Origin of the sequence: Pseudomonas xantholysinigenes (assembly GCF_014268885.2) — a bacterium.
Classification (GTDB): domain Bacteria; phylum Pseudomonadota; class Gammaproteobacteria; order Pseudomonadales; family Pseudomonadaceae; genus Aquipseudomonas; species Aquipseudomonas xantholysinigenes.
Genome location: NZ_CP077095.1, coordinates 4,190,938 through 4,215,017 on the forward strand (window position 1 = coordinate 4,190,938; position 24,080 = coordinate 4,215,017).

Annotated in this window: 30 protein-coding genes; all 30 read right to left on the reverse strand. The window is 65.4% G+C overall.

Annotation, left to right across the window (positions count from 1 at the left end; all coding sequences use genetic code 11):
* Nucleotides 1-2: 2 nt before the first annotated feature.
* Nucleotides 3-1,256, reverse strand: coding sequence for a phage tail protein (locus HU772_RS18670; protein ID WP_225923053.1), 1,254 nt, complete (start codon nt 1,254-1,256; stop codon nt 3-5).
* Nucleotides 1,216-2,676, reverse strand: a complete 1,461-nt coding sequence (locus tag HU772_RS25020; RefSeq protein WP_225923054.1) for a phage tail-collar fiber domain-containing protein — start codon at nt 2,674-2,676, stop codon at nt 1,216-1,218. The genes HU772_RS18670 and HU772_RS25020 overlap by 41 nt, the downstream gene beginning before the upstream one ends.
* Nucleotides 2,669-3,280: a phage tail protein I gene (locus tag HU772_RS18685; protein ID WP_186660128.1), complete on the reverse strand. Its 612-nt coding sequence runs from the start codon at nt 3,278-3,280 to the stop codon at nt 2,669-2,671. The genes HU772_RS25020 and HU772_RS18685 overlap by 8 nt, the downstream gene beginning before the upstream one ends.
* Before the next feature lies 1 nt (nt 3,281).
* Complete coding sequence (locus HU772_RS18690) at nt 3,282-4,163, reverse strand: baseplate assembly protein (protein WP_186660126.1); 882 nt, start codon at nt 4,161-4,163, stop codon at nt 3,282-3,284.
* Complete coding sequence (locus tag HU772_RS18695; RefSeq protein WP_186660124.1) at nt 4,160-4,486, reverse strand: GPW/gp25 family protein; 327 nt, start codon at nt 4,484-4,486, stop codon at nt 4,160-4,162. The genes HU772_RS18690 and HU772_RS18695 overlap by 4 nt, the downstream gene beginning before the upstream one ends.
* 103 nt (nt 4,487-4,589) lie before the next feature.
* The gene (locus HU772_RS25110; RefSeq protein WP_186660122.1) at nt 4,590-4,970 is read right to left on the reverse strand and encodes a tail fiber assembly protein; all 381 of its coding nucleotides are present in this window, start codon (nt 4,968-4,970) and stop codon (nt 4,590-4,592) included.
* A 12-nt stretch (nt 4,971-4,982) separates the two neighbouring features.
* A complete protein-coding gene (locus HU772_RS25030; RefSeq protein ID WP_186660137.1) occupies nt 4,983-6,203 on the reverse strand; it encodes a pyocin knob domain-containing protein in 1,221 nt (406 codons plus the stop codon).
* An 8-nt stretch (nt 6,204-6,211) separates the two neighbouring features.
* Entirely contained in the window at nt 6,212-6,919 is a 708-nt protein-coding gene (locus HU772_RS18710) for a hypothetical protein (protein WP_186660120.1), read from the reverse strand.
* Nucleotides 6,919-7,215 (reverse strand): hypothetical protein, encoded by a 297-nt coding sequence (locus HU772_RS18715; protein WP_186660118.1) that lies wholly within the window; start codon nt 7,213-7,215, stop codon nt 6,919-6,921. Before HU772_RS18715 ends, HU772_RS18710 begins: the two co-directional genes overlap by 1 nt.
* A 64-nt stretch (nt 7,216-7,279) precedes the next feature.
* Complete coding sequence (locus HU772_RS18720; protein WP_186660116.1) at nt 7,280-7,837, reverse strand: phage baseplate assembly protein V; 558 nt, start codon at nt 7,835-7,837, stop codon at nt 7,280-7,282.
* On the reverse strand, nt 7,834-8,331 hold the full coding sequence (locus HU772_RS18725; RefSeq protein ID WP_186660114.1) for a hypothetical protein: 498 nt from the start codon (nt 8,329-8,331) through the stop codon (nt 7,834-7,836). Before HU772_RS18725 ends, HU772_RS18720 begins: the two co-directional genes overlap by 4 nt.
* Nucleotides 8,332-8,360: 29 nt before the next feature.
* Nucleotides 8,361-8,903, reverse strand: coding sequence for a tail fiber assembly protein (locus HU772_RS18730; RefSeq protein ID WP_186660112.1), 543 nt, complete (start codon nt 8,901-8,903; stop codon nt 8,361-8,363).
* 2 nt (nt 8,904-8,905) lie between these two features.
* Complete coding sequence (locus HU772_RS25325) at nt 8,906-9,517, reverse strand: hypothetical protein (RefSeq protein ID WP_186660110.1); 612 nt, start codon at nt 9,515-9,517, stop codon at nt 8,906-8,908.
* Nucleotides 9,518-9,601: 84 nt separating this feature from the next.
* Nucleotides 9,602-10,279 carry a hypothetical protein gene (locus HU772_RS18740; RefSeq protein ID WP_186660109.1) on the reverse strand — a complete coding sequence of 226 codons (678 nt, stop codon included), beginning with the start codon at nt 10,277-10,279 and terminating at the stop codon, nt 9,602-9,604.
* Nucleotides 10,279-10,614 carry a hypothetical protein gene (locus HU772_RS18745; protein WP_186660107.1) on the reverse strand — a complete coding sequence of 112 codons (336 nt, stop codon included), beginning with the start codon at nt 10,612-10,614 and terminating at the stop codon, nt 10,279-10,281. The genes HU772_RS18740 and HU772_RS18745 overlap by 1 nt, the downstream gene beginning before the upstream one ends.
* Nucleotides 10,615-10,617: 3 nt before the next feature.
* Nucleotides 10,618-14,955, reverse strand: a complete 4,338-nt coding sequence (locus HU772_RS18750) for a TipJ family phage tail tip protein (protein WP_186660105.1) — start codon at nt 14,953-14,955, stop codon at nt 10,618-10,620.
* Nucleotides 14,956-15,059: 104 nt separating this feature from the next.
* The gene (locus HU772_RS18755) at nt 15,060-15,674 is read right to left on the reverse strand and encodes a tail assembly protein (protein WP_186660104.1); all 615 of its coding nucleotides are present in this window, start codon (nt 15,672-15,674) and stop codon (nt 15,060-15,062) included.
* A 64-nt stretch (nt 15,675-15,738) separates the two neighbouring features.
* Nucleotides 15,739-16,329, reverse strand: a complete 591-nt coding sequence (locus HU772_RS18760) for a tail assembly protein (RefSeq protein WP_186660102.1) — start codon at nt 16,327-16,329, stop codon at nt 15,739-15,741.
* A gap of 40 nt (nt 16,330-16,369) precedes the next feature.
* A complete protein-coding gene (locus tag HU772_RS18765; RefSeq protein WP_186660100.1) occupies nt 16,370-17,134 on the reverse strand; it encodes a C40 family peptidase in 765 nt (254 codons plus the stop codon).
* Nucleotides 17,135-17,137: 3 nt separating this feature from the next.
* Nucleotides 17,138-17,890: a phage minor tail protein L gene (locus tag HU772_RS18770; RefSeq protein WP_186660098.1), complete on the reverse strand. Its 753-nt coding sequence runs from the start codon at nt 17,888-17,890 to the stop codon at nt 17,138-17,140.
* Between the two features lie 15 nt (nt 17,891-17,905).
* Entirely contained in the window at nt 17,906-18,238 is a 333-nt protein-coding gene (locus HU772_RS18775) for a phage tail protein (RefSeq protein WP_186660096.1), read from the reverse strand.
* Between the two features lie 16 nt (nt 18,239-18,254).
* Complete coding sequence (locus tag HU772_RS18780) at nt 18,255-19,520, reverse strand: phage tail tape measure protein (RefSeq protein WP_186660093.1); 1,266 nt, start codon at nt 19,518-19,520, stop codon at nt 18,255-18,257.
* A gap of 66 nt (nt 19,521-19,586) precedes the next feature.
* Nucleotides 19,587-19,841: a phage tail assembly protein T gene (locus HU772_RS18785; protein WP_186660091.1), complete on the reverse strand. Its 255-nt coding sequence runs from the start codon at nt 19,839-19,841 to the stop codon at nt 19,587-19,589.
* Between the two features lie 29 nt (nt 19,842-19,870).
* Nucleotides 19,871-20,221, reverse strand: coding sequence for a phage tail assembly chaperone family protein, TAC (locus tag HU772_RS18790; RefSeq protein WP_186660089.1), 351 nt, complete (start codon nt 20,219-20,221; stop codon nt 19,871-19,873).
* A gap of 14 nt (nt 20,222-20,235) precedes the next feature.
* Nucleotides 20,236-20,727 carry a phage tail tube protein gene (locus HU772_RS18795; RefSeq protein WP_186660088.1) on the reverse strand — a complete coding sequence of 164 codons (492 nt, stop codon included), beginning with the start codon at nt 20,725-20,727 and terminating at the stop codon, nt 20,236-20,238.
* A gap of 79 nt (nt 20,728-20,806) precedes the next feature.
* Nucleotides 20,807-20,989 carry a hypothetical protein gene (locus HU772_RS18800; protein WP_186660086.1) on the reverse strand — a complete coding sequence of 61 codons (183 nt, stop codon included), beginning with the start codon at nt 20,987-20,989 and terminating at the stop codon, nt 20,807-20,809.
* Nucleotides 20,990-21,003: 14 nt separating this feature from the next.
* Nucleotides 21,004-21,357, reverse strand: coding sequence for a phage holin family protein (locus tag HU772_RS18805; RefSeq protein WP_186660084.1), 354 nt, complete (start codon nt 21,355-21,357; stop codon nt 21,004-21,006).
* Nucleotides 21,358-21,385: 28 nt separating this feature from the next.
* Nucleotides 21,386-21,724 carry a hypothetical protein gene (locus HU772_RS18810; protein WP_186660082.1) on the reverse strand — a complete coding sequence of 113 codons (339 nt, stop codon included), beginning with the start codon at nt 21,722-21,724 and terminating at the stop codon, nt 21,386-21,388.
* Nucleotides 21,725-22,378 carry a hypothetical protein gene (locus HU772_RS18815; RefSeq protein WP_186660080.1) on the reverse strand — a complete coding sequence of 218 codons (654 nt, stop codon included), beginning with the start codon at nt 22,376-22,378 and terminating at the stop codon, nt 21,725-21,727.
* A gap of 468 nt (nt 22,379-22,846) precedes the next feature.
* Nucleotides 22,847-23,584 carry a LexA family transcriptional regulator gene (locus tag HU772_RS18820; RefSeq protein WP_186660078.1) on the reverse strand — a complete coding sequence of 246 codons (738 nt, stop codon included), beginning with the start codon at nt 23,582-23,584 and terminating at the stop codon, nt 22,847-22,849.
* Between the last annotated feature and the right edge of the window lie 496 nt (nt 23,585-24,080).

Sequence of the window (24,080 nt, forward strand, 5' to 3'; positions counted from 1 at the left end):
GTCTACCGTCCAATCCCGAAAATGTAGGTCCCATTCGTTGCCTGGCCTGCCCCAGTGTTTGTAAGCGCGATACCTACTGTACCCAGGGAAACGTTGAACACAGACGCGCTGATAGTGGTTGCGGAAGTGCCGGTCAGATCACAGCTGGCGATGGCAAGCAGGCATTCGTTGGGGAATGCCACCGGCCAGGACACTTGCACCGCTTGCCCACCGGCAGTGACCCCACCGGGGATTGTCTTGGCCACCTGGAGGATGTACCCCCCGAGCCAAGACGGCAGTGCCAGGCACAAAGATCGTGGCCCGGTCATCAGCGAGAAACCTTTGCGCAGTTTTTTCGGCGTGACGATTACCTCGTCGCTGTCGCCGGCGTCGGTCTGCCCCTGGCTTGCGATCTTGGCGATCCCAAGCTTCGCCTCGGTTGCCTGGCCGAGTTGGGCAGCCAATGCGGTTACGTCGATCTGACCTTGGTTCACGGGTGCCGACCAGGCCTTGATGCACCACATCACTGCCAAGTTACGGGGCCGGGTCACCCCAAAATTCTGCCCCTCCGCCGCAAGCGTTCCCGCCGTCCCGGTAACACCGCTGTAGCTAACAGATGGGAAATTCACCGGATTCGCCGGATCGAGCCCAAAGGCAGCGCGCGCACTGGACTCAGGCGTGATGGTCGCGTTAAACAGGCCCGTTACGGTCGGCGTAACATTTGTTGAATCGAGTGTCTGCAGACTGCCCGTCTGCTGCGATCCAATATTTCGGCCGGCATCAACACCTCGGCCATGATCCCAGCCGCGAAGGAACTCCCCTCGGTAATCAGGCAGCCGAAAATAGCCCGCTGGTTCACTACCCGTGTTGTAAGTCGTGCCCAGATAAGTCGCCAGATCCGGGTAGGACACCACACTTTGAAGGCTGCCATCGAGCTCGAGATAACCGGCTGGTACCTCGGCCTTTGGGAACGGCAGGATCGCACCAACTGGTGTCGAGGAGCGCAGCGCTGTCAGTTCGGCAACGAGGGCCGCGACGTCGATCTGCCCTTGGTTCACCGGCGCGTTCCAGGCCTTGACACACCACATGACTGCTAGGCTGCGGGGGCGAGTTTCCTTACCGCCTTTCGCGGCATTTGGGAGGAACACGTTCGAGGTGAGAGTCGCATCGAGAACGGAGCTGCCGGCGGGCTTGACGATCGACCCCAGATCCCCAGCACTTCCGACGACATTGGCGTCAATCGGCAGCTTCCCAAAGCCTGGCTCGGCGGAATACACCGCATGGTAGTGGTCGAGCAGAGAGTCGGCTGCCCAGCTCCCAACCCCCTGCCCGGATCGACCCCCGCCCATGGTCCCAACCGCGCAGAAACTCGCCCCGCGAGTCCGGCAGTCGGAAGTAACCCGCCGGCTCATCCCCTTTGTTGAACGAGCCGGCCAGATAAGCGGCCAAGTCTGGGTAAACCGTCACGCTCTGCACGCTACCGTCAACCTCCAGAAACCCCGGCGGCACCGTGCCCTTGGGGAGCGGCAACATACTGCCGACTGGCAGCGCCGAAGCAGTAGTCAGCAGCGTCTGGACTTCGGCCTTGGTGTAGGTGTTGGCCGCTGAGAACGAGCTGAACGCCAGGATCTCGACCGCCTCGCCTAGGCTGCACGGTGCCTTGAAGGTGATCTTCAGGCCATCGGACAGGTAGTCGGTGATCTCACGGCCATTGCGCAGCACGATGGTGCTGCCGACGGTATGCGCCAGGTTGAAGACGGTCTGGCCGACTGACGCCTCGAACGAGAAACGCTCGAACGCCTTGCTGGCACCGACACCACCGCCGAGCTGGAAGCAGGTTCCGTCGTAGTTCAGGTCGTACAGGACACCGCTACGGATGTCACCGCCTACCAGGTCGACCAGACCTGCATTGCCGGACTTCTTCACTGCCACAGCGGCCAAGCCATTGATACGTACCGTCACGGCACCGGTATTGGTGGCGCTGGCCTGGAACTGGAAGCGCTGGCCAGGGGCATAGGCTGCCAGGGCCGACTCGCCGCTCTTGAGCTTCAGGGTCAAGGCATCGGCGGTGCCGGTGGCAACACCAAGCCAGGCCAGCGGTCCGACGTCCTTTGCCGCGTCGGCGCGACGCAGGTACTGCGGGTGCGGGTCGGCTGCCTCCAGGTGCGTCTTGAGTTGATTGCGCGCATACAGCTCGGCCGCTTCGCGGGCCTTGTCGACGTAATCGCGAGTGGCCAGGACGATGCTCGGGTCGACCTTCAGCGTGACGTTGGCGAGATTGCCGAACACCACGTGCATGCGAATGGTCTGGGTACGTCCAGAACCTTGCGCCAGCAGCGGCTTGTAGCTGGGCGCCGGCTTGGCCACGGCGATGAAGTTGCCGTTGGCATCTTCCAACGCCAGCTCGCGGATCCACCAGCCGCCGGTTTCCGGCGGCAGGACCAGCTCGGCGACCAGCACGCCGGGATCGGCGGGCGATTGATAGAGGGCGTTCAGTTGTGCCCGGTAGACCTGGCGCACCAGCGCGGTCTGGGTAGGTTTCGGTGTAGGGTCCGGCGTTTGCGAAGGCTCGCCACCGGCATCACCGATCAACATGTGGGTGATGTTCCAGGGCAGCCCCAGCACGGCGGTGTTGGCCTGCTGGGCAATGCCCACGTTGGTCAGGAACCCACCGAATTGCGTGGTTGAGTTAGCCATTGAGGTAGATGTCCAGTATGTCCAGAGTTTGGTCGCTCACCAGGTTGTAGGCACCCACATGCACATCGATGTCCGATGCCTGCCAGGGATGCACCTCCAGCAGCTCACCTTCATAGAGAGCAACAGCCTGATACGCGGGGATGAGGCTTTCCAAGCTGATGTCGAGACCGACCAGATGCCGGCTTACCGGCTTGGCGTCCTCGATCAGGCGGGTAAGCTCCTGGTAGGTCTGTTCGTCGATGCCGCTGTCCGCCACCCCGACCTTCAGGGCAAAGGTCCCCGGCACCCCGGCAGGCTCGGCCTGCCACCATTCCTGCACCTCGATCAGGTAGCCGAACGGCTCGACCACCCGCCTGAGGGCGCCGAGGGTGCCTTTGTGGGCGTGGACGAAGAACGCCGAGCGGATCACCGAGCGCTTGATCGCCTCGCTCCAGCGGTCGTCCCAGCGGTCCACCGACCAGGCCCAGGCCAGCTGGTAGAGCAGGTGCGCCGGGCAGGTGTCAGGGTTGTAGAGAGTGCGCAGGGCGACCTTGAGGTCCTCGTCGGCGGCCACTTCGATGGCCCGCTCCAGTGGCGTGCGGTTGAGCGGCAACAGGCTGTGCATGTCACTCACCCCGCCTCAGGTCGATGCCGGTGCACCAGGCCGCCTGGGCCTTGCTTGGGCGGATATCGCTCCAACCGACCAGTTCGACCCGGCTCACGCCATCGATGTGCAACTGCGCGTCGATGCCCGAGCGGGCGACCTCGACGCCCAGGCGCCGACGTGGGTTGACCCAGGCCTGCAAGCGCCGGCGGCACTCGGCGAGGATCGTCTCGTATTCCGGGCCGTTGTCGGCCATGTGCAACACCGCCTCGACCCGGTATGGCAGCACCTCGGCGCTGCGCACGTTGACGCGGTCGGCGACCGGGCGAATGTCGTCGTCGTTGAGGTAGGCGTTTACCTGCGCCAGCAGCTCGGGGCTGGCCACGCCGTCGTTGTCCAGGCTCAGCACGGTAACGTCCACCACCGCTGGCGACGGGCTCTCGGCGGTCGCGTCAGCGACCTGCCCCGAGGCGTTGCGGGCATGGAGGATGTAGCTGTTGCGCGGGCCGGCGGTGGTCAGGCCTTCGTAGACCAGTTGCACCCGCTCGCGCAGGGCATCGTCGGATTCGAGGATCGCCTCGGTGGGCGGTAATGTGCTCGGGTCCGCCGCCTGGATCACCAGGCGTTGCAGGCTGACATTGGCCGCCAGCTGGTCCAGGTCGCCGCCCTGGGCATAGGCCAGCAGCAGCGCCTTGGCCGCATCGTTGATGCGTGCGCGGTTGAGCAGCTTGCGGTAGGCGCCGACCTCCAGCAGCTTGGTGACCGGGTCGCTTTCCAGGTTGGCGCTCCAGGCGTCGCCGAGCTGGGCGCGGAAGCTGGCCAGGTCGTCCTGGTACAGGGCCTCGAAATCGAGGTCTTCGAGCAGTTGCGGGGCGGGCAGTTTCGACAGGTCGACCTGGCTCATACGGTCACCTCCACCAGCGCGTCGTCGCCCAGGTAACGGCCGCTCAAGGCCAGGCTGACCTGGCCATCGAGCACGGCCACCACCTTGACCCGGTCCAGTTGCAGGCGTGGCTCCCAGCGCCCGAGGGCACGGGCCACTTCAGCCTGCACGGCGCTCTTCCAGCCTTCGTTGACCGGCAGGTCGACGTAGCGGCGCAGCTGGCTGCCGTAGTCGGGGCGCATGCGCCGGCTACCCAGTGGGGTGGTGAGGATGTCCTCGATGGATTGACGCAGGTGGGCGACGCCCGACAAGGGTTGGCCGGTGCGGCGGTCCATGCCGATCATGGTGCACCTCCTGTCCCGGGCACATCCCTAGCGTGGATATGCATGACGTTCTCCTGATATGAAAAAGCCCGCGGCTGCGGGCTTGGATCTCGATTCGACGGGCTCAGGACGGCAGTGCCGGCCAATCGATCTCGGTGGGATATCCGGGCTGCTCTGGCAGGCGATTCAGCGCCACGCGGTAGCGCTTCCAGGTCTTCAGTCGAGCGGCCTCTGCCTCGCGGGCGTCATCGAGATCGACAGCATCCTGCAAGGGGGCGATGGCGCTATCGGCCAGACCACGCAAACGCAGAATCTCGGCCTGGGCAACACCGAGCGGATCGAGCGTCAATGTCCGCCGGTAGTAGTCCTCGACTTCGGCCTCGGTCATCGGCACCAGTGATTTGCCGATATGCTCGTCCTGCGCGCCATCGGCCTTGAAGGCGTGGATCATGGCCAGGCCATCCCAGGGCTCATCGCGGTAGTACTTCATCTGTGGATCAAACATTTCGAGCTCCTGTCAGCGCATTTCCACCCAACTGTTGAGCGGGCCGGGGTTGTTGCTGCCAAACAGACCGTAAGACGCGCCGGTCGGCACGATGATGGCGCCACTGTCGATGTACTGCCCCGCCGCGCCACTGTAGGACCCTGGAAGGGTGACGCCATTGACGACCCATTGCAGGTACGAGTTGATCTGCGTGGCGGGACCGACCAGCGCCTTGACCTGGATCGGCCGTCCGCTGTCATTCACGTATGAGGTATTCAGCGCCCTGGCGGTCGCTTGCCAGCCCTGCCCGACGGTGCCCATCGGCGTGGTGTTGGCCCATGCTGTCCAGGCGCCACCGATCACCCGGCGCATGGCCGTCAGCTCATTGGTCACGGACCAGGCAAGTTGCACGCACTCGCTGTTGGCATGTCGCCACAGGGTGCGCACGACGCCATAGGCAATGAAGACAGGTCGGTTGGCCGTGGTGTCGACGAATTGGCAATCACGGTTGTATTCAAAGTTCAGGTTGCTGGAAACACTCAAGCGCGTGGTCGGCGCGCACTTCTCGTACCACCCGCTCCAGCTGCCATTGATCAGCATTCGCTGGTAGATGCTGCTGTCGTTGTAGGCGGTGAACGACTGCATGGAATACGCGCCCGCCACCGAACAGACGCGCAGGTAACCATTGGTGTTGAATGGCAGGATGTTCAGCCCCCTGCCCTCGACGTAATAGTCACCGGTGGAGCGCAGCGTATCGATGTCACTCTCCAGCACACCGGGGGTGAAACCGCCAATCCCGAAGTCGCCGACCTTCAACACCCGGCCCGTCGTGGAGTCGCCGGTGGATGTGGTCAGTGCGGCGAAGGCCGCAGTGCCCAGATCGGACGACGCGGGTGTGATCCGCCAGTCGCTCCAGGTCTGGGTATTGGCATTGAAGCCTCGGTGCGCCGATTTGCCGGTCATCGGGTCGAGCGCGGTCTGCACCACGAACCCGACGGCGGTCTGCGCTACACAGAGCAGCGGATAGCTGATCCCTGGCGGCAGGTGACTCGCGGTTCCGCTCAAGGCGCTGTACCAACCAGGGCTGGTGGCCTGGTTGAGGTCGGCAATATCCCGGGTCGGCGCAATGGGCGCGGTCAGCCCCATGTCGTCCATCAGTTTGAAGTTGTTGTTGATCCGCGTGAATGCGGTGCGCGCAACGTCACCGTCCGCGCCAACGGGAGGGGTTCCCAGTTTGACCAGATCGAGTGGCATATGACCTCCTAGTATCCTGTAACGTCCAGAACCAAGCCGTTGTTGTAGGCGCCAACCGAGCCCTGGTTGCTGCCCAGGCCTGGCCCGGCAAAGGCGGTGATGAGTCTGTTGCTGATCAGATAGCTGCCGCCGGCGGCGGGTGTCTGGCATTGGCCTTGCCACATGCGCACGGCGAGCCCCATCTGGGCGTTGGTGCCAATGCGCTCGGACAGATAGCCCACGCTCTGCACGCCCAGCGCCACGGCCAGCTTGATGCCGCCCGGCACCGAGCCGGTGTAGGTCGTGTCGTAGGCGATGTTGACGGAATACGCTCCGACGACGCGCATGTAGCGGTTCTTGCTGTGGAAGACTTCGACGCCCTGCTCGCTCCAGACTTGCAGGCCGACGTCGCCGAAGGCCTGGGCGTATTGCGGCAGGTCGAAGATGAAGTACTCGACGACCAGCGGGTCCTTGCTCGCCCCGGAACCTGGCATGCCGAATACCTTGAAGCCGCTGTCATCGACCAGGTAGCACGCCCAGCCCTGGGTATGAAAGGCAATGATCGGTTGACGACCGGCCACCGGATAGTCGATCCGGGCGAACCGCGCCCAGGGATACGGCGACTGGTTGCCGGTCGTGGTGCTGATCGTGCCCTTGGCCACCAGGCACAGATTCTGGAAGGTCCCGTCAATCTGGATGACGGCCTGGTCGTTGAGTACCTGCAGCCCCCCTGGCATCAGTACACCCCGTAGACGATGGTGGCCGGTTGGATGGCCCAGCCGGCCAGCCCGCTCAGGTTCCAGGACAGGGTGGTGCCACTGACCGTCGCCTGAATGCAGCGGAACGGGTTGAACCCACCGGTGGTGTTGCGCTGGAGAATGGCCGTCCACGGGGTACCCTGGGCGAATGCCGGGACCGTGATGGCGCCTGCCGCGCTCACCGGGCCGATGGTGCCGAGGATCCGGGTGAGCCGGTCGGTGATACGGGTATTCGACGACCCGTCAGCGTTGTAGCTTTCGAAACCTTGTGCCATGCAAGCCCTCTGTTCCATGTCCTGACCCAGCCAGTCAGCCCCATGGACGGACAGGCAGTGGGTATCAATGCTTGTGATTGGCGGTGTTGCCGGCGGTGTCGATGATCCGCCCGCCGCCGTTGATGTCGCCGCTGACCAGCAACGGGCCATTGACCGTGACCTTGCCGGTCAGGGTGATGGCGGCGGCGTCGAGGGTGATGGCGCCATCGTTGACCACCAGGGTGCTGGCGCCGACCTTGATCGTGGCGTTGCCGGTGGGCAGCTGGATGTCGTAGCGCCCGGCCTGCCAGTCATAGCTCAGCGAGCCGCCATCCTCGAAGCGCCAGACTTCGACATGGTCGCGGGTGTCCGCGGCGCCGCCGGCATTGCCGTACAGGCCGGGCACGAAGGTGCCTTGCGCCGGCTCGCCACTGGGGCTGAGCAGCACGCCCTGCTCGCCCAGGCTCGGTGCCCGCCAGTGCCGTGCCTTGCCTGCGGCCTGGCTGTGCCAGCGCACCCAGGCGCTGGTCCAGTCGCCGTCGGACACCCGCACCCGCGCCGCCGCCAGGTCCACCGCCACCACCGAGCAAGGAATCACCAGGCACGCCAGCATGCGGTCGTGCATCGCCGTGGCGTAGCTCATGCCAGGCCCTCCGGTGCCCAATAGGCGGGCTGATTACCAGGGCCGGTGTCCGGGTCGAGTCCCAGCAGCAGGCTGCCAGGCGGTTGGTCGGGCCAGTCCCAGCGCGGCTCGCCGAACAGGATTGGCTGTTCCCAGCGCACCTTCCAGCCAGCGCCGTCATACTGCCCCTGCACATTGCGGCAGGCTTCGACGAAGTCCAGCCCCCACAGCTGCTGGCGCAGCAGGTCCATCAGCTGCGCGGCCAGCTCGCTGCCCTGCAGCCGCGCCTCGGGCTGGGCTGGGTCCGGGGTGATGTCGGCCTCGAAGGTGGCGAGCAGTACCGAACGACCGTCGCGCGGCGCGCCGTCCGCGGTCATGCGCAAGATGCCGTGGCGCAATGCGGGCAGCGCGGGCGTGGTGTCGACGCGATCATGGCTGTCGACCGAGGCCAGCGCCGGTATCGCTTCGCGCACCCTGGCCGTCAGCGTCGCGGTGAGTGTGGAGAGTTCGCTCATGGGCGATTCCTCATGCAGGCAAGCGGCGATCATTGCGGTACGGATGGCCACTCGAGGGTTTCAGGAAAACCGTCCTGGTCGGGCAGGCGGTTGAGCGCCACGCGGTAGCGCTTCCAGGCCCTGAGGTTGTCCAGTTCAAGAGCACTGGCCTCCTCCAGGTCGACGGCATCCTGCAGCGGGGCAATGACCTGGTCGGCCTGGGCGCGCCGCCTGGCGATCTCGCCCAGGGCGGCGGCCAGCGGGTCGGGACGGGGCTCGGGCAGCGGCTCGGGTGGCAAAGGCTCGACGGCCACATGCAAGGTCAGGCTGTGCAGCAGGTCGACTGCTACACCGTCGCGGCTGATGCTGATTTCCAGCGTCGGGGCGACATGCCGGATACGCACCTCGACCCCCGTATCCAGCGGGTTGATGACATAGCCCCAGCCTTCCGGTGGCGGCGCCATGCCGAGGGTGCCCAACACCCGGTATTCGCCGATGCCGGCCTTGTGGCTGGTGATCGCGTTGCGCCCCAGCGATGTTACATCGATGACCTCGCCGGTCGGGCCGTTGAGGTTGATTGCGGCTCGGGTCATGGTCAGATCGCCTTGAGGGTGCCATCGGCGGCACGGGTGGTGTTGCCGGTGTGGTAGATGACGTTGAAGGTGGCCGTGGCGAAGCTGCCCGAGCGCAGCACCAGGCGGGCTTCGGGGGACTGCCCGAAGAACAGCTGCGCGCCGCGGAACTCAGCCTCGCTGTAGGGCACCGTGAGCACCGAGCCATAGGAGATGCCCGTAGCCCCGACGTACTGGGTGTTCGGCGTGATCAGGGAAAAACCGCCTTCCATGCGGTTGATCGAATCGCTGTAGGGCGACGACTTGCCGCCGACCCCGAACGCCCCGACTTCCAGCACGTTGCCTGCCACCAGCCCGACGTTGCGGGTCGCGGCAGTTCCCAGGCCCAATGCTGCGCGGGCCTCAACGGCGCTCTTGCCGCCAGTGCCGCCCTGGGCGAGGGTCAAAGGTGTGACAAGCCCGGTCAGCGCCTTGATATCGGTGTTGTTGCCCGCGGCTGCCTTGCTGGTCTGCAAGTCGGCATCGGCTTGGTAGAGTTCATCGAAATTGGCGACGGCCTTGACCCAGGCGGAACGCTGGGTGTCGCCGCCGGCCCCGCCGGGGGCGGTGCCGAGGTTGATAATCTGCTTGGCCATGTGTATTTCCATGCTGGGCCGTTCGCCCGCCTCTGGCTGGCGAACGGATTGGAGGAAGGTGGCACTGAGGAACGAGCACGCTCGTCAGTAGCCGGAAACGCTCGCAATGATCAGCGGCGCCATGGGGCCGGGCTCCGGGTCGGCAATGCTGGCATTGGGCTCGAGGAACATCTCGTCGGACCAGTTCCTGTCCTCGATGACCGCCAGGCGCCGCCCCAGGCTGACCCTGCCGTGGTCGACACGGATCATGTCGCGCTGGACAAAGGTCGTGGTGTGGAATGGCGGCACCAGGTAGTAGCGCCGGTAGTACGCCAGCCCGGCGGCATAGGTGTTGCCAGGCACCACCGGGAAATCCATCCCGGCCTTGGTCACCGGCCCGGCATAGGCGATGCGCAAGGTCTTGTGGCTGGAGTCATACAGCAGCTCACCGCTCGCCGAGTAACTCTGCAGCCCCCACTGGCTTGGCATGATCGGCGCCTTGGCGAACACATAGATGGTGATGACTGTGGGATTGAAACAGGCAAACCGAACCACATCCTTGTGCCCCAGCCCGTACTCGACCGAGATGTACTGGCCCTGGGTATCCCCCAGCAACAGCACGCCGTGGGCGGGCAAGGTCACATCGGCGCCGGCCATCAGCGTGCGGTTGAATGGATCGAACCCTTCGACCAGCGCGACCGTGCGCTTGTGCACCAGGCTGAGCACCGGGTTGTTACCCGTCAGTTGAATGTGATTGCCGTCGGCAAAGACTTCCAGCCCCATCAGAACACCCCATAGATGATTTCCACCGAGACGCTGTAGCCGTACTGCGCATAAGCCCCCGTGAAGCGAAACGCCGGGAAGCTCCAGCTGAGCGTTTGCCCCTGCAGCTTGACCACCGGATAGATCAGCTCGTAGGGCAGCTGGTAGCTCGGTGGCCGCGACGGCAATGCGTCGGGGTGGAAGAAGTAGAACGGCTCGCCACGCGCCAGCTCCGGCACGATCAGGCTACCGGCGCGGGTCCCGGTCACCACCGAGCCGAGCAAGGTGCCCAGCCGGTTGCTGGTGTCCAGGTTCGGGCTCGCGTCTTCATTCCAGGTTTGCAGACCGAGCTTCATGCATCACCCCCAGATACCCATGCGCACGCGCAGGGTGTTCTTGGCATCGAAGATCTGGATCAGCTGGTTGGTGATCACCAGGCGACCCTGGCCGTCGACCGAGCCGTTGATCTCGAATGCACCGCTCTTGTCCAGGCGCCAGCCCGTCTTTCCGGGTTCGTAGTTGTTCGACTGGATCACGTTGCCGATCTTGGCGCTGCTGATGGTGCCGTCCTGGATCAACGCGGAGTTCATGAACACCTGGCCGTTGTTCACCGAGAACGGCGTGAACAGCTGGCCACCGGCCTGGGTGCCGACCACCGAGAAGTTGTCAGCGCGAACCAGGAAGCGGCTCTGCTTGTCCTCGATGCCCAGCGACACACCCGCGGCCACGTACTGGCCATCGTTGGTCACTTCCATCTTCACCGACCACATCGTCGACAGTTTCTTGTCGATCCCGACCTGCGCCTGGCTGATCTGCTGTACCGAGGCGTTGGTCTGGCCTTGCTGCACCTGCACGGTGTCGAGCTTGCGCGCCATGGCCAGGCCATCCTCGATGCGCGCCGATTGCTCGGACCACACGCCGACGAAGGTCTGGGTCGAGCCCGCCAGGTCGCTGCCGCTCCCCGCCAACGGCGGGTTGACCTGGGCGTAGATGCCGTCCAGGCGGGTGCCTTGGGCGGTGACCTTGCCATCGAGCTGGGTCGCCTGGGTCTGCAAGGTGGTGATGGCCTTGGCCTGCCCCGCCGCCTGGCCCGCCACATCGCCGACGCGACTGGTCAGGTCGGTGATGGACGATCCCTGGGCGACCAGGGTCTGGCCTTGCTGGCTGACCGTCGCGCCCAACTCGCTGATGGCGCTGGCGTTGGCGTTGTCGGCCTGGGTGACGCGGCGGGCGACGATGTTGCACCACAGCGAACGGCCAGTGCCATTGGCCGGCTCGGTACGGGTCAGGATACGTCCCTTGACCGCGCCGGCCGGGGCCTTGACCCGCCCGCCGAGCTTGCGGAAGCCCTGGGCGCTGGCCGCCGGGAAGCTGAAGGCGACCGGGTAGCCGAGGTTCTTGTTGTCCTTGTCGTAGAACTGCATCTGCAGCTGCGCGGTCTGCCCAGCCGCCATCTCGTCGGCGCTGACCTCGGCCGCCAGGTCGAACTGCTCGTCCGAGGCGCAGAGGATGTTGTTGCCGGTGCCGCAGAAGCTGTTGCCATAGAAGGCGATGGCCTTGCCATAGCGGGTGCCGGCCAGGTTGGCCGGGACGACCACTGCGGGCGCCGGATACAGCTTGGCATCGAAGGTCCAGGGCTGGGCGTCGCCATCCTCGAAGTCGCCCTTGATCACCAGGTTGTCCGGCTGCTGGCCCAGCGCGGCCTTGAGGCCGGTTATGGCCGTGGCCTGGCTGTCGAGTTTGCCCTGGGCCTCGCTGACCTTGTTGCTCAGGGTGGTCAGCGCCGCGGCGTCGGCCTTGCCCGTGAGGGCGCTCTGCAGCCCGGTGAGCTGGGTGTTCTGCACCGTGTTGACGCCTTCGGCGGCGGTGATCTGGCTTTCCGCCTTGCTCATCCGCGCCGCCAGGCCGTTGCTGTCCTTGACCACCTGGCCGATGTCCAGCCAATAGGCGGCGCTCGGCGGTGGCATCTTCACCGGCACGGCCTTGAGTGCCTGGTACAGGCCCTGGGCCTGGCGCACGATATCGCCCGTCACGTAGGTCTTGGCCGGGTCGTAGCTGAGCGCGTTGGCGGCCCGGCCGACATCGTCCAGGCGCGCCTGCACGTCACTGTTCAGGCTTTGCAGGCGCTGGTTCACCGAACCGTTGCCGGTGCCGTCGATCAGCTCGATACGCTCGAACAGGTGCTTGCCCAGCGCCGACTCGCTGATCTTGCCGGAGAAGTAGCGGTCATAGTCGCTTTGCTCGGCACTGGACTGGCCACGCAAGCCGGTGCCGTCCGGGAACCATTTGCCGACGTTGCCGCTGCGGTCCACCAGGCGCGCCCAGAAGTACAGCTGCGCGCCGGCGGCCAGCCCCTGCAGCTCATGCTCGGCCTGCGGGTAGGCAAAGTCGCCGAGTTTTTTCGCGTCGGCGCGATTGGCACTGGTGCCATACCAGATTTCCGTGCGCTGGGTATCGCCGGCCCCTTCCGGGAACCGCCAGTTCAGGGCGATGGCGAACACCTTGCTGGTCGCCAGCAGCTCAGCCACCGCCGGTGGCGTGCCGACCTTGCCCTGCAGCGTGGTCAGCTCGGACAGCTTCCAGATCGAAGTGATCTCGCCGACGCTGATCGAACGCACCCGCGCCAGGTAGTCGCCGGCATAGATACCGACGACATCGACGCTGGTGGCGCCGCTGCGCGGCAGGCTGACCCAGTTGCCATCGTCCTTGCGCCACTCCACCTCATAGGCCACCGCGCCGGGCACTGCGGGCCAGGCAATGGTCAGGGTGCTGACCGCCAGGCCCTGGCTGACCGCGTGGTTGCTGCTGAGGCTGACCTGGCTCGGCGGCGGCACCAGGTTGATCGGCGTGACGCTGATCGGCCGCTCTTCCAGCCGCGCGCCGCTGTCGATGTGGGCGAACTTGCTCGGCTCGTACTGCACCGCGCTGATCTCGTAGATCCCAGGCTCCGGACGCGACACGCTGGTCACCCGGTACAGCGGCACGCTCAGGTCCGGCGCGTCCAGCGCCCAGACCAGCTCGGCCTCGGGGGCGACGCTGTAGGCGGCGGTCAGGGTCAGCCGGCGTCCGGCGACGGCCTCCACCGTGCGCGCCTCGCAGGTGCCATCGGGCAGGTTGAGGATCAGCCGGTCGCCCGGCTTGGCCTGGGTATCGCGGTCAAGGGTGACCTGGCGCCCACTGGCCACGGCGATGCGCCCACCGATGGCGCGCCCGGCCAGCAGCTCGTCGGCCACCGGGATGACGAAGCCCGGCAGCGGGATGCGCCCGTCCATGCCGACCCGGAAGCTGATGCCCCGGTCACGGGCGTTGGTCGCCAGTGCCCACTTGCCTCGGCGCTGGGCCTCGGACTCGCGGGTGCAACCGATGGCGCTGATCTCCAGCGGATTGTCGCCGTAGCGGCGCTGCAGCTTCTCGTCGGTAACCACCGTGACATCGGTGTCGTAGCTGTTCAGCGGGTTGTCGTAGCTGATCAGCGCCCGGCTGTAGCGGCTGCGTTCCGAGCCACTGGAATAGTTGAACTTGCCGCCAATGACATTGGCGCGGGTGTAGGCGAAATCGAAGTCGGTGGCGCGCGGCATGTCGGCCAGGCTGTACAGCTGGCCCTGGGCCCAATACGTCATGCCACGGTAGATGCCGGCGATGTCGCGCAGCAGCGACCAGGCCTCGGCCTTGCTCTGCAGGTTGAGGTTGCAGATGAAGCGCGGCTCCTGGCCGCCCTTGCCGTCCGCCACCAGTTGGTCGCAGTACTGGGCGATGCGGTACAGCTCCCACTTGTCGACCATCCAGGGCTTGATCCGCCGGCCCAGGCCGAAGCGATCGTTGGTGCAGATGCCATAGGTGACCCAGGCCGGGTTGTCGGTCCAGGCTTCCTTGAAGGTGCCATCCCACACGCCGATGTAGGCGCGGCTGTCCGGGTCGTAGTTGCTTGGCACCGGCCACTTGCGGCCACGGCATTCCACGGTCACGGCCGGGATATTGCGGAACTGCTCGGCGGAGAACTCGATGTACAGCAACGCGGTGTTGGGATACCGCAGCTTGGCGTCGATCACCTCGGTCAGGCCGGCGAGCTGCATGGTGTCGGCGACCTTGTTGTTGTTCTGGTTCGCCGTCAGCCGGCGCACGCGCAGGGTCCAGCCGGTCGAGGCCTTGGGCAGGTCGATGCGCCGGGTGCGCTCGTAGGTGCTGGTGGTCTTGCCGTGCACCGCGTCCTTGAGCACTTCCTGGTAGGCGCCACCGTCGGTGGCGACTTCGACGACATACTCGATGCGATGACCGTTGATGTTGCCGGCGCTGTCCATGGCCTGCAGCGCCGGCCAGGCGAAGCGCAGGCGCACCGCCGACAGGCGGGTGTCATCGATGGCATGCACCCAGGGCTTGTCGCTGCGCAGTTCGATGCCCTGGCTGATCTCGTTGTCCACCGACGGAATGCCGGGGATATGGGGTTGCTCCACCGAGCCGGTACGCCATTCCCATTTGACGCCTGGGAAGTTGTAGTTGCCCTGCTCGTCCATCAACGGCGTGCCGTCGAGGTAGATGTCACGGGCGGTCGGGGTGCCGGCAAACTCGCCCTCGCCGATGGCCAGGAGCATCTTGGCGACCGCGATGGAGCGCAGGCTGTCCGGTGCCTCGACTGGGGTCTTGGGCTTCTTCTGACCACCTTTGCGACCGGTGATCACGGGTCTGTTGGTTTCGCCCATGTCTTCCTCCAGGCGTAAAAAAACCGCCTCCGAGGCGGTTGGATGAATAAGGCCGGGGATTCAGGCCGGCTATGGCGCTGTAACTGGCAGGGTGACCCTGGTGCTCAGAGCCGGTCCTCGGCGTAGATCGCCGCGCTGATGATGGCGCCGCCCCAGCGCCGCTTGCCCACGCACAGCGGCACCGGGTTGCCGGATGCCGTGGTGTTGCGCGCCGCGCCGAAGGCATAGCCCGGGGTGTTCTCCGGCGCCTGGCTCATGCTCAGGCCCTTGGGCTGCGGGCTGAGCAGCTGCATGACGCCGCCCAGGGCCATGGCCGCGCCCATGTTGGCGACGAAGCCCACCGTGCCCTCCGAGGCGAAGGCCGCGCCGACGCCACCGCTGTAGATGGCGGCAGCGGCGATCATGACGATGCCGACGATGGTTTGCAGGGTACCGGCGCGCTTGCTGCCGGCGACCACCGGGACGATGCGGATCTCCTCCCGGGCCTGGAAACCGAGCTCCGCCTCGCCGACATTGCGGCGATCGTTGAACACGGCGAACTCCAGACCACGCGAGCGGGCATTGGCCAGAAACCGCTCGAAACCAGGCACCAGCACGCACAAGGCCTTGATCGCCTCGCGCGGTGTGTTCACCGCCAGCTCGAAGGTCGTGCCGAACTGGCGCAGTTGGCCGCCGAGCCTGACCCGGGTCAGCGGCGAATGAATGGTGGCTGCTGACATGGCAACTCCTTCTGCGAATGGCGGCGGCCAGGGGGCGCCGCGTTGAGCCGATGATGTCCGGCCATCACAGACGATCCTCGGCGTAGATGGCCGCGCTGACGATCGCCCCGCCCCAGCGCCGCTTGCCGATGCACAGCGGCACCGGCAGGCCGGTGGTGACGGTGTTGCGGGCATTACCGAAGGCATAGCCCGGGGTGTTCGACGGGCTGGCGCTGAGCTTGAGCCCCTTGGGCTGCGGGCTGAGCATCTGCATGACGCCACCGGCCATCAGGCCGGCGCCCATCTGCACTGCCCAGGTCTGCCCGAAATACAGGCCGCCGACGATCATCACCGCGCCGACTATGGTCTGCAGGATGCCGCCGCGCTTGCTGCCGGCCAGCACCGGGACGATACGCAACTCATGGGTACCGCCCAGGGCAAAGGCCTGGCTGTCGACGTTGCGGCGATTGCGGAAGATCGCGAAGCGCATGCCCAGCCGGTCGAGGCGGCGGATCTCCTCCTCGAAACCGTCCAGGGTATTGCGCAAGGCGCGGAACACCTCCCACGCCTGGCCGCTGTCCAGGCGCCGCTGGTGTTCGCGGCCAAACTTGCGCGCCAGCACACCGGACAACTTGATGGTGGTCGGGCCTGGCGCATGGATCACGGATGCAGCCATCTAGGGCCTCCTGTGGAAATCTGCTGGAAACGAAAGCCGCTCAATCGCCGGCCACGGCATCGCGGTGGCGCAACACCAGCCGCGTGCGATCCAGCCAAGGCCCGCCGAAGACGATCACCTCGCTGGGGCGCCCATACAAGTGGTGCAGCAGGAACGGGCCGGCGCCGGTGGGCGTCCAGGGTTCGTCCGGCAGGCGCGGGTCGCTGCCCAGGTAGATGCCCGCGTGGTTGGGGTGGGCGGTGCGACCGATGGCCATCACCAGCATGTCGCCACGCTGGGGGCTGTCCACCGCGACGAAGCCCGCCTTGGCATAAGCCTGCTCGTACAGGCTCGGGCCCTGGGCATCCTCCCACCAGCCGTCCTCGCGGGCATAGTGAGGGAACGTCAGGCCCCACTCGCGCTGGTACCAATCGGCGCACACCTGCCAGCAGTCCCACAGGCCATGCACGAAGGGGCGCCCCAGCAATGGCGTGGCGCCCTTGGGCTGGATCGTGCGCAGGTCGCCTTCCGGCCAGGACAGGATATGCCAGGGCAAGGCGGTGGCCTCGCACATGGCCAGGTCGCGAGGGGACGGCAAGCTGCTGGCATCGGGGTGCGAGTGCACCACCGCGACGATATCCCCGAGGTCTTCCGCCGCCGCGTAGTCGTGCGGGTCGATGCGGAACTCTTCGCCGGGGTCGCTGGCGGTGTTGCGACAGCGCTGGTATTCAAGCCGCCCTGCCCGCTCGAGCACCAGCCCACAGGCTTCGCGGGGGTAATCCTCGGCGGCATGGCGACGGATCGCCTCAAGCAGGTCCGGTGCCATGGTTCAGCTCCGGGCGATCAGCGAAACGGCCGGGAAGCCGCCGTGGGGCAACTCGGCCGCTTCGCCGAAGCGCAGCTTGCACGAGCTCAGCCCGCCCTTGCAGCGATCCTTGGCCGGATCGTCGGTGGGGCGGTCCTCGTCGTCGAAACGCAAGCTGCCGGTGTAGCCACAGTTCGGCCCGCGATAGCCATTGGTCATCGCCCAGTGGCAGTAGGCGGTCATCTGCCTGCCCGGCAGGCCGTGGTTGTCGATCTCGCCGGGGGACGACAGCTCCCATTGCACCTGCTCGTCGTCTTCCTGGGTCTTCTGGTCGAGGAACCAGATTTCCAAGGCTTCCTGGGTAGGATCGGCCTGCGCATTGCCAGCGGCGAAGTTGCGCGCATCCAGGTACTGGCCAAGAGTCTGGCGCACGGTCAGCCTGAACTTGAGCAGGTCTTCGAAGGCCAGGCACAGGGCCGTGACCCGACCGTCGACGTTGCCGGCGGTGAACTTCGGCCGCGTGGCCCGGCCGTTGCTGTTGGCACCGATGCCGTCGATCTGCACCGGCCAGGCGGCATACTCGTTGCCCTGCCACCAGATCGACCGCGCCGGCAGGTCGGCCTGCGCATTGCCTGCCGCGGCGACGACGTCGGGCTCGTGGGTGATGGCATGACCATGGAAACGCAGGGTGTCGGCACCGAACTCGCTGCCGTCGATCTCGAACAGGACGATTTCCGCGCCCGGCTCGAGTTTCTGGATGTCATTGATCAACGCCATGTCGGCTCTCCTCGGTCATGGGTGGAAGGCCTGCTCGAACGTCGCGCTGATGCTGTACAGCCCGCCGCCCTTGGCGGTCGGCTGGTAGCCCTTGCAGCGGTACAGGCCGGGCTGGCCCAGCGGCGCGGTCCAGCGGAACGCCCGGCTGCCGCGATGACGGTCGAGGAACTCGGCAATCGCGCGGATCTTGGTCTCGTCACCGATGAACACCAGCGGCCAGGACTGGCTGCGATTGTTGATGCCATCGGCCACCGCCTGTTGGTAGCCATCGCCGAACTGCACCGTGCGCACGCGGTATTCCACGGTGCCGGTCGGTTCGGTCTTCGGGCTCCAGGTAAAGGTTTCCATGTGATGTTCTCCTTGCTCAGCGGCCATGAATGGCCGACCAGATCTGCCCGCCCGGCATCAGCTCGCGGGAAATCTGCTCGCTGGCGCCCTGGCGGGCGGCGCCGGCATAGGCGTTGGCCAGGCGCTGGGTGTTGCCCTCGCCCGCCGCGGCGTTGCCGTCACTGGCGGCCACGTTGATGGTCTGCTGGATCACCACTTCGCTGCTGTGGCTGGCGCCCGAGCCGCCACCCAGGGCGCGAACGCCCAGTGCGCCATCGGCGCCGCGGGTCAGCGGCATGATCGCCTCGGGGCCGGCTTCGCCGAACAGCGCCATCGGCGCCAGGGTCGGCGTGGTCGCGACGCCGTTGCTGAAGGCGCCGCCCTTGGCGAAGGCGGAACCGCCATAGGTAGCGCCCGAAGCGTTGAGCTGCGGGACGAAGGTGGTGGTGCTGCCGCCCACGGTCATGCTGGTGGCGGCTGGCGCGGAACCACCGCTGAACCACGAGCCCACCAGGTTCATGCCGAACCCGAGCAAGCTGCTCAGCGCCTTGGAGGCTGCAGTCTTGGCAGCCAGCGCGGCCATGTCGGCGATCACCGACTTGGCGAAGTCGGAGAACGACAGCTTGCCGGTGGTGGCAAAGGTCTGCACGGCGGTGCCCATGCGGTCGAAGACACTGGCAAAGACGGCTTGCGATTGCGCCGCGACGTTGCTGGAAGTCTCCAGGTACTCCTCCCAGGCTGCGGACGCGCCGACCATCCAGTCGCCGCGCGCCTGGCTCATCATGTCGTAGTCGTTGAGCACCTGGTTGGTCATGTCGGCATGCCGGCTGCGCATGTCCTCCAGCTGCTGCTGGTAGTTGGCGCCATCGGGGCCTGCGGCGCCCAACGGATTGGCCTGTTCGAACTGGGCCCGTTCGGCGTAGTAGCCTTCGTCCACCTTGAACAGCTGGTCAGCCAGCCCGCCCTGGCGCTTGCTCATGCTCATCTTCGCCACTTCGAGCTCGGCACTGGCGTGCTGCTTGCGCAACGCCTCGCCATAGGGTCGCTCGGGGGCGTCCTGCACCGCCTGCTCCCAGGTCGGTGGCGTGTAGGCGGACTGGAAGCGATCCAGCGCCTTCCTCGAGATATCCAGGCTCGAGTCGGCGACGGCGCCCACACTTTTGAGGTACTTCTGGTTGAAAGCCTCGACGTTCTTCTGCATCTCGCGCAGGGTGCGGTCACTGAGGGCCGAAGCCCTGGACAGTGCCCGTTCGAGGCTGGAGAGGTCGATCGTCGGGCTGAAACTGGCAAGGTTGGTTGCCATGGGCCTACTCCCTGATCATGGTGAAACCCGCCGTGGCGGGTTTCGTGAAGAAGGTGGTGCCGAGCATCAGCACCACTGCTGCATGGCACTCTCGAGCGACACCCCCTGGCGCCGCTCGTGAGGCATGAAATCGATCAACTCGGCGGTGCCACCGGCCTGATGGTTGGCCTGCAGCGCCAGCATGGCGATGCTGGCCTCCAAGCGGCGACCGCCGTGCAGTGAGCCATGACGCTGGAGGTACTGCGCCCAGTCCCTGGCTTCTGCGTAGCTCAGCCGTTCCTTGGCCTCGCTGATCGTGCGGCCACCGATGCCGTTGAGCACCAGCTCGTGCCAGAACTCATCGGCGGCCGTCAGTTCTTTGCCGGGGTGTTTCCGGTGCCGTTGACTTCATTGATGGCGTTGAGCAGCACGAAGCCCAGGGATGGCTCGAGATTGAAGGCATCCTCGACGCTCAGCGGCTCCTCGCCCTCCTCACCGAGGCTGATCGACGCGGCGAGATAATGGGCGTTGCGGCTATGGGACGACTCCTGCTCGGCGAACAGGCGCTCGATCACCCCGAACGAATGACGGCGCACATGCACCACCAGGCTCTGCGCCTGCACCTCGCCGGACTGCGGGTCAGGCCGGTTCCAGAGGACTTCCTTGCGCACCCGCTGGCTGTCGACGATGCCGCCCAGGGCCTTGAGTTGATTGATGTTCATTCAGTTCTCCGGGATCAGGCCTTTTTCGCCCAGGTGGAGCCACCGGTACGCTGGATGCTCACCGAGGTGGTGACCACCGAGTTGAGGGCGAAGTTGAACGGGAAATCGGCCACATAGCCTTCGAACGCGAACCAGGTACGGGTGGCCGGCAGCTCGAAACCATCGCCCTTGCTGTTGACGGTTGGCGCGACATCCTTGCCGTCGGACCAGCCCACCACCCACTTGACGGTGGTGCTGCCCTTGGCTTCGGAGAGCTGGTGCAGACGGATGTGGCTGGCGTTGGTCGGGTCGGCATTCAGGCCGAGGGTGGCGGTGCCAGGGGTGCGCAGGCCTTTCTTGTAGGTGCGTTCCGCGGCGTCGAGGGTGGTGTCCTCGATCTGCTCGGCCGGCGCGCCGCCCGGCTCGAACGAGGTCACGTGCTCGACTTCCAGCACGCTGAGCGGGCCAGTGCCGGAGAGCGGTGGAACCAGTGCGTAGATCTGGGTGCCTTGGGTAAGAATCGACATAGGGGTGTTCTCCTTGAACATGATGAAAGCCGTCGCGGGAAATCGCGGACGGTCGGGTGTTGCGGATGAAGGGAAAGCCTCAGGCCGGCTTCGAGCCGTCGAGATAGGGTGGCGCGTCAGGGTCCGGTTCACGGCTCTTGAGGTACGCCACCAGTTGTTCGTTGCTCAGTGCCAGGCGTTCGATCGACTGCCCCAGGGCGGTCTGCACCGCGGCCTGGTTGCCCAGCGCCTGCAGCAGTGCGTCAAGCTGTGTTTCGTTCATGCGGGGCTCCTGTTTCAGCGTCCACGGTCGTCGGCGTCGCTGCCGGCCACCGGTTGCTCGATGCCCAGGCGGCGCGCCGCCCAGCGTTCATAAAGGCCGATGGCGACATCGGCGCCGGCCATGGCGGTCAGGCAGCCGAAAGCACTGGCGCTCCAGATCGACATGCCGCTGGCGTACAGCAGCATCACCGTCGACACGCCACAGACCATGCAGGCCCCGGAACGCAGCGCCAGGCGCCGCAACAGCGCCCAGCCGCGGGCCCCGGCCTTGTCGGCACGCCACATTTCGCCAGACAGGCCGCCCAGCAAGGCCAGGACGATCACCAGCCATAGCGGCATGTCGAGCAATGCCTGTTGTTCGTTCGTCAAAGTCCTGTCTCCTTGAAAAATGCCCACCTCATCCCTCCATCGACTGGATGATCGGCACGTCCGGCAGGTCGTCGGCCAGGACATGCAGCATCAGCGTGCTGACCAGCCGGTAGGGTTGGCCGTCACGGGTCACGGTCACCAGCAGGTCGCCCGAGGCCGGGTCGTGCTCGATGGCGACGTCGGCCTTGCTGTCCATCTGGCTGAGCGAGTAGCCCCAGCCGACACTGGTCGGTGGAAACGGCACCAGGCCCTGGCTGCCGGTGACCTTGAAGCGGCCTTCGCCCAAGGCCTGCGAGGCCAGTCGCGCCTCTGCCGGAGTGATGTCGTAGGTGCTGCCATCGTTGAGCAGCGTGATGATTGCGCGCATTCAGGCCACCTTGATCGTGCCGTCGTTGCCGACCTTGCAGTTGGCTGTGTTGAGGGTGGTGACGATGGTGAACGGCAGCTGCTGCAGGCTGGCGGCCGGCGGCGGACCATCGACCACGATGCCCCAGTCCGCCTCCTGCCCTGCCGGCATCGCCAGCGCGCCGGTATTCAGGCAACTGACCGCGAAGCGCGGGTAGTACGCCCTGGCTGGAAATTTCAGGTACAGGTTGGCCAGGCCGTTTTCCTCATAAAGGATGATTTGCAGGCCATTGTTGGCGGCCAGGGTGGCCATCTCCCGCGAGGATGTGTTCACCAGCGCGGTCGCCGCGACGATCTTGCCGTCGTAGAAGTACCAGCTCAGGTCGAGGGTGATCGGCGAGGTATAGGTGGCCAGGCAACCCTGCAAACGCACGATCGGCGCAATGCCGCCGACGCTGGGCACCTTGGTCTTGAGCGTGAACGCGTTCACGTAGTTGGACACGGCCATCACCCCGACCTCGCGGTACAACTGGCCCGACAACGTCGAGTAGTCGGGCTGCAGGGCGCGGTCCTTGAGCTGCGCCAGGTTGCGGTTGACCTTGTCGAAACCGGTGCGCACGGTGTCGCCACCGACGCCCGTGGGCGCCGCGCCCATGTTGATGATTTCGAAACCCATTTCACCTCCGTTGCGATGAATTCCGTAGGAATGAAGCCGGCGGGGCATCGCCCCGCGCACTGCCTCGGCATTCCAAAAAGCCCGCCGTGCAGGCTTTTCAGTAATGCGTTGTCGAACCGCCGGCCACGACTGGTGACGCCGCGCGGTTCCGCTTCAAATTGGTGACTCCGACCGCGGCCGCCTGCCCGCCGGATAACTGATCGTGGTGCTTTACGCTGCACACCCGGGCCAGTTGCCAACCCTCTGAACAGTCGAGGCCTGTTCATCGCTGCCTGTGTAACAACCGGTTGCTGACCGGCTTGAGACACAGGCTATGCATGTATGCATATCCAGTCAATGCATTTTTGGAAATATTTATGCACATGGATTTGCTGAAATGCATGAAGGCCTTTTCAGCTGCGGCTTGTAGGGGTTTTCTGAGGACGAAAAAAAACCCGCCTTGGCGGGTTCTTCTTGCTCAGGGAAAGATCAGCGGGCGTACATGCCCCACCAGAAGACGTGACCCAGCAGGCTGATTTGCTCATCCTGCATCTGCTGGAAGCTGTAGTCCTCGTCCGGATGCTCATCGCGGTTGAAGCTGCGCAGGCGAATTCCGGTGGGCAGGCGATACACCTGCTTCACCCGCAGCTGGCCATTGTGGTTGATGGCGTAGAGGTCGCCGTCGATGATATCGCCAATCGTGCATTTGCCGGTGTTGACGCCGACCGTGGCGCCATCGCGCAGCACCGGCAGCATGCTGTTGCCACGCACCGTCACGCACTTGGCATGGTCGAACTGCACACCATTGTGGCGCAGGCTGCGCTTGCCGAAACGCAAGCGGGCATTCTCGCTCTCTTCGATGACGAATCTTCCTGATCCTGCTGCCAACTCGACCTCACGAAGAAAAGGAACGGACACCTCGTCGTCCTCGACGGGGGTTTCATCGTCCCACAGGCTGATATCACGCAAGGCGGCATGGCCAGGCTGCGTCACGGTCGCCTCACGCGACTCGCCGAGCTCGGCCCGTCCGCGCAGCTGGTCGGTACTCACGCCGAAATACTCGGCGATCTTCGACACATGCTTGTCGGAAGGGTCGACGATCTTCTCGCTGAGAATGCGCGACAGGGTGGATTGCGGAACGCCCGTGCGCCGATGCAGCTCTGTCGGAGACAGGCCGTGACGGTTGAGCAGGGCTCTGAGTACGGAAGCTACGTTGCGTTTTTGCATAGCGTGCATAATGCAGCCGTGAAAGGGGAAAAGCAAGCCGCCGCATAGGCGCGATGGCAGGCGACTCCCGCAGTCGCTATTGCGCGCAGTCCGTGCAGATATCCACTCGCACGCACGAGGACTGCTCGTCGGCAAGCGTGACGGAGTTGCACTGGCCTTGGCTCACCACACCGCCGAGCGGGGCAACCCTGAAGGGCGAAGGCGCGGCTTGCGCCGTTGGCTCTGGCTTCAGGGCCGGCAGTTCAGGGCGAAAAGCCGACTCCAGGTCGCCAAGGTGCTCTCCCAGGCTTGCGCTAAAGGCAACAGACGGCGCCAGGGCCAGGAGCAGTAATAAGGTGCGCGACATTAAGGTTCCAATTTCATCGATTGATGCAAGGGCGGCGGGCCATGGTACTCCAGCTTCACGGCCCTCGCTCCAAAGGGGGCTGTGCAATGAACGAAAAACATCCGCCACCGTTTAGGTCGGCATCAGCAATGCCACGCAAAAGCCTGTAGT

Coding starts and splice junctions, on each gene's coding strand:
- HU772_RS25020 (WP_225923054.1), bottom strand. CDS start 2,676: ATGGCTAACTCAACCACGCAATTCGGTGGGTTCCTGACCAACGTGGGC.
- HU772_RS18685 (WP_186660128.1), bottom strand. CDS start 3,280: ATGCACAGCCTGTTGCCGCTCAACCGCACGCCACTGGAGCGGGCCATC.
- HU772_RS18690 (WP_186660126.1), bottom strand. CDS start 4,163: ATGAGCCAGGTCGACCTGTCGAAACTGCCCGCCCCGCAACTGCTCGAA.
- HU772_RS18695 (WP_186660124.1), bottom strand. CDS start 4,486: ATGATCGGCATGGACCGCCGCACCGGCCAACCCTTGTCGGGCGTCGCC.
- HU772_RS25110 (WP_186660122.1), bottom strand. CDS start 4,970: ATGTTTGATCCACAGATGAAGTACTACCGCGATGAGCCCTGGGATGGC.
- HU772_RS25030 (WP_186660137.1), bottom strand. CDS start 6,203: ATGCCACTCGATCTGGTCAAACTGGGAACCCCTCCCGTTGGCGCGGAC.
- HU772_RS18710 (WP_186660120.1), bottom strand. CDS start 6,919: ATGCCAGGGGGGCTGCAGGTACTCAACGACCAGGCCGTCATCCAGATT.
- HU772_RS18715 (WP_186660118.1), bottom strand. CDS start 7,215: ATGGCACAAGGTTTCGAAAGCTACAACGCTGACGGGTCGTCGAATACC.
- HU772_RS18720 (WP_186660116.1), bottom strand. CDS start 7,837: ATGAGCTACGCCACGGCGATGCACGACCGCATGCTGGCGTGCCTGGTG.
- HU772_RS18725 (WP_186660114.1), bottom strand. CDS start 8,331: ATGAGCGAACTCTCCACACTCACCGCGACGCTGACGGCCAGGGTGCGC.
- HU772_RS18730 (WP_186660112.1), bottom strand. CDS start 8,903: ATGACCCGAGCCGCAATCAACCTCAACGGCCCGACCGGCGAGGTCATC.
- HU772_RS25325 (WP_186660110.1), bottom strand. CDS start 9,517: ATGGCCAAGCAGATTATCAACCTCGGCACCGCCCCCGGCGGGGCCGGC.
- HU772_RS18740 (WP_186660109.1), bottom strand. CDS start 10,279: ATGGGGCTGGAAGTCTTTGCCGACGGCAATCACATTCAACTGACGGGT.
- HU772_RS18745 (WP_186660107.1), bottom strand. CDS start 10,614: ATGAAGCTCGGTCTGCAAACCTGGAATGAAGACGCGAGCCCGAACCTG.
- HU772_RS18750 (WP_186660105.1), bottom strand. CDS start 14,955: ATGGGCGAAACCAACAGACCCGTGATCACCGGTCGCAAAGGTGGTCAG.
- HU772_RS18755 (WP_186660104.1), bottom strand. CDS start 15,674: ATGTCAGCAGCCACCATTCATTCGCCGCTGACCCGGGTCAGGCTCGGC.
- HU772_RS18760 (WP_186660102.1), bottom strand. CDS start 16,329: ATGGCTGCATCCGTGATCCATGCGCCAGGCCCGACCACCATCAAGTTG.
- HU772_RS18765 (WP_186660100.1), bottom strand. CDS start 17,134: ATGGCACCGGACCTGCTTGAGGCGATCCGTCGCCATGCCGCCGAGGAT.
- HU772_RS18770 (WP_186660098.1), bottom strand. CDS start 17,890: ATGGCGTTGATCAATGACATCCAGAAACTCGAGCCGGGCGCGGAAATC.
- HU772_RS18775 (WP_186660096.1), bottom strand. CDS start 18,238: ATGGAAACCTTTACCTGGAGCCCGAAGACCGAACCGACCGGCACCGTG.
- HU772_RS18780 (WP_186660093.1), bottom strand. CDS start 19,520: ATGGCAACCAACCTTGCCAGTTTCAGCCCGACGATCGACCTCTCCAGC.
- HU772_RS18790 (WP_186660089.1), bottom strand. CDS start 20,221: ATGAACATCAATCAACTCAAGGCCCTGGGCGGCATCGTCGACAGCCAG.
- HU772_RS18795 (WP_186660088.1), bottom strand. CDS start 20,727: ATGTCGATTCTTACCCAAGGCACCCAGATCTACGCACTGGTTCCACCG.
- HU772_RS18800 (WP_186660086.1), bottom strand. CDS start 20,989: ATGAACGAAACACAGCTTGACGCACTGCTGCAGGCGCTGGGCAACCAG.
- HU772_RS18810 (WP_186660082.1), bottom strand. CDS start 21,724: ATGCGCGCAATCATCACGCTGCTCAACGATGGCAGCACCTACGACATC.
- HU772_RS18815 (WP_186660080.1), bottom strand. CDS start 22,378: ATGGGTTTCGAAATCATCAACATGGGCGCGGCGCCCACGGGCGTCGGT.
- HU772_RS18820 (WP_186660078.1), bottom strand. CDS start 23,584: ATGCAAAAACGCAACGTAGCTTCCGTACTCAGAGCCCTGCTCAACCGT.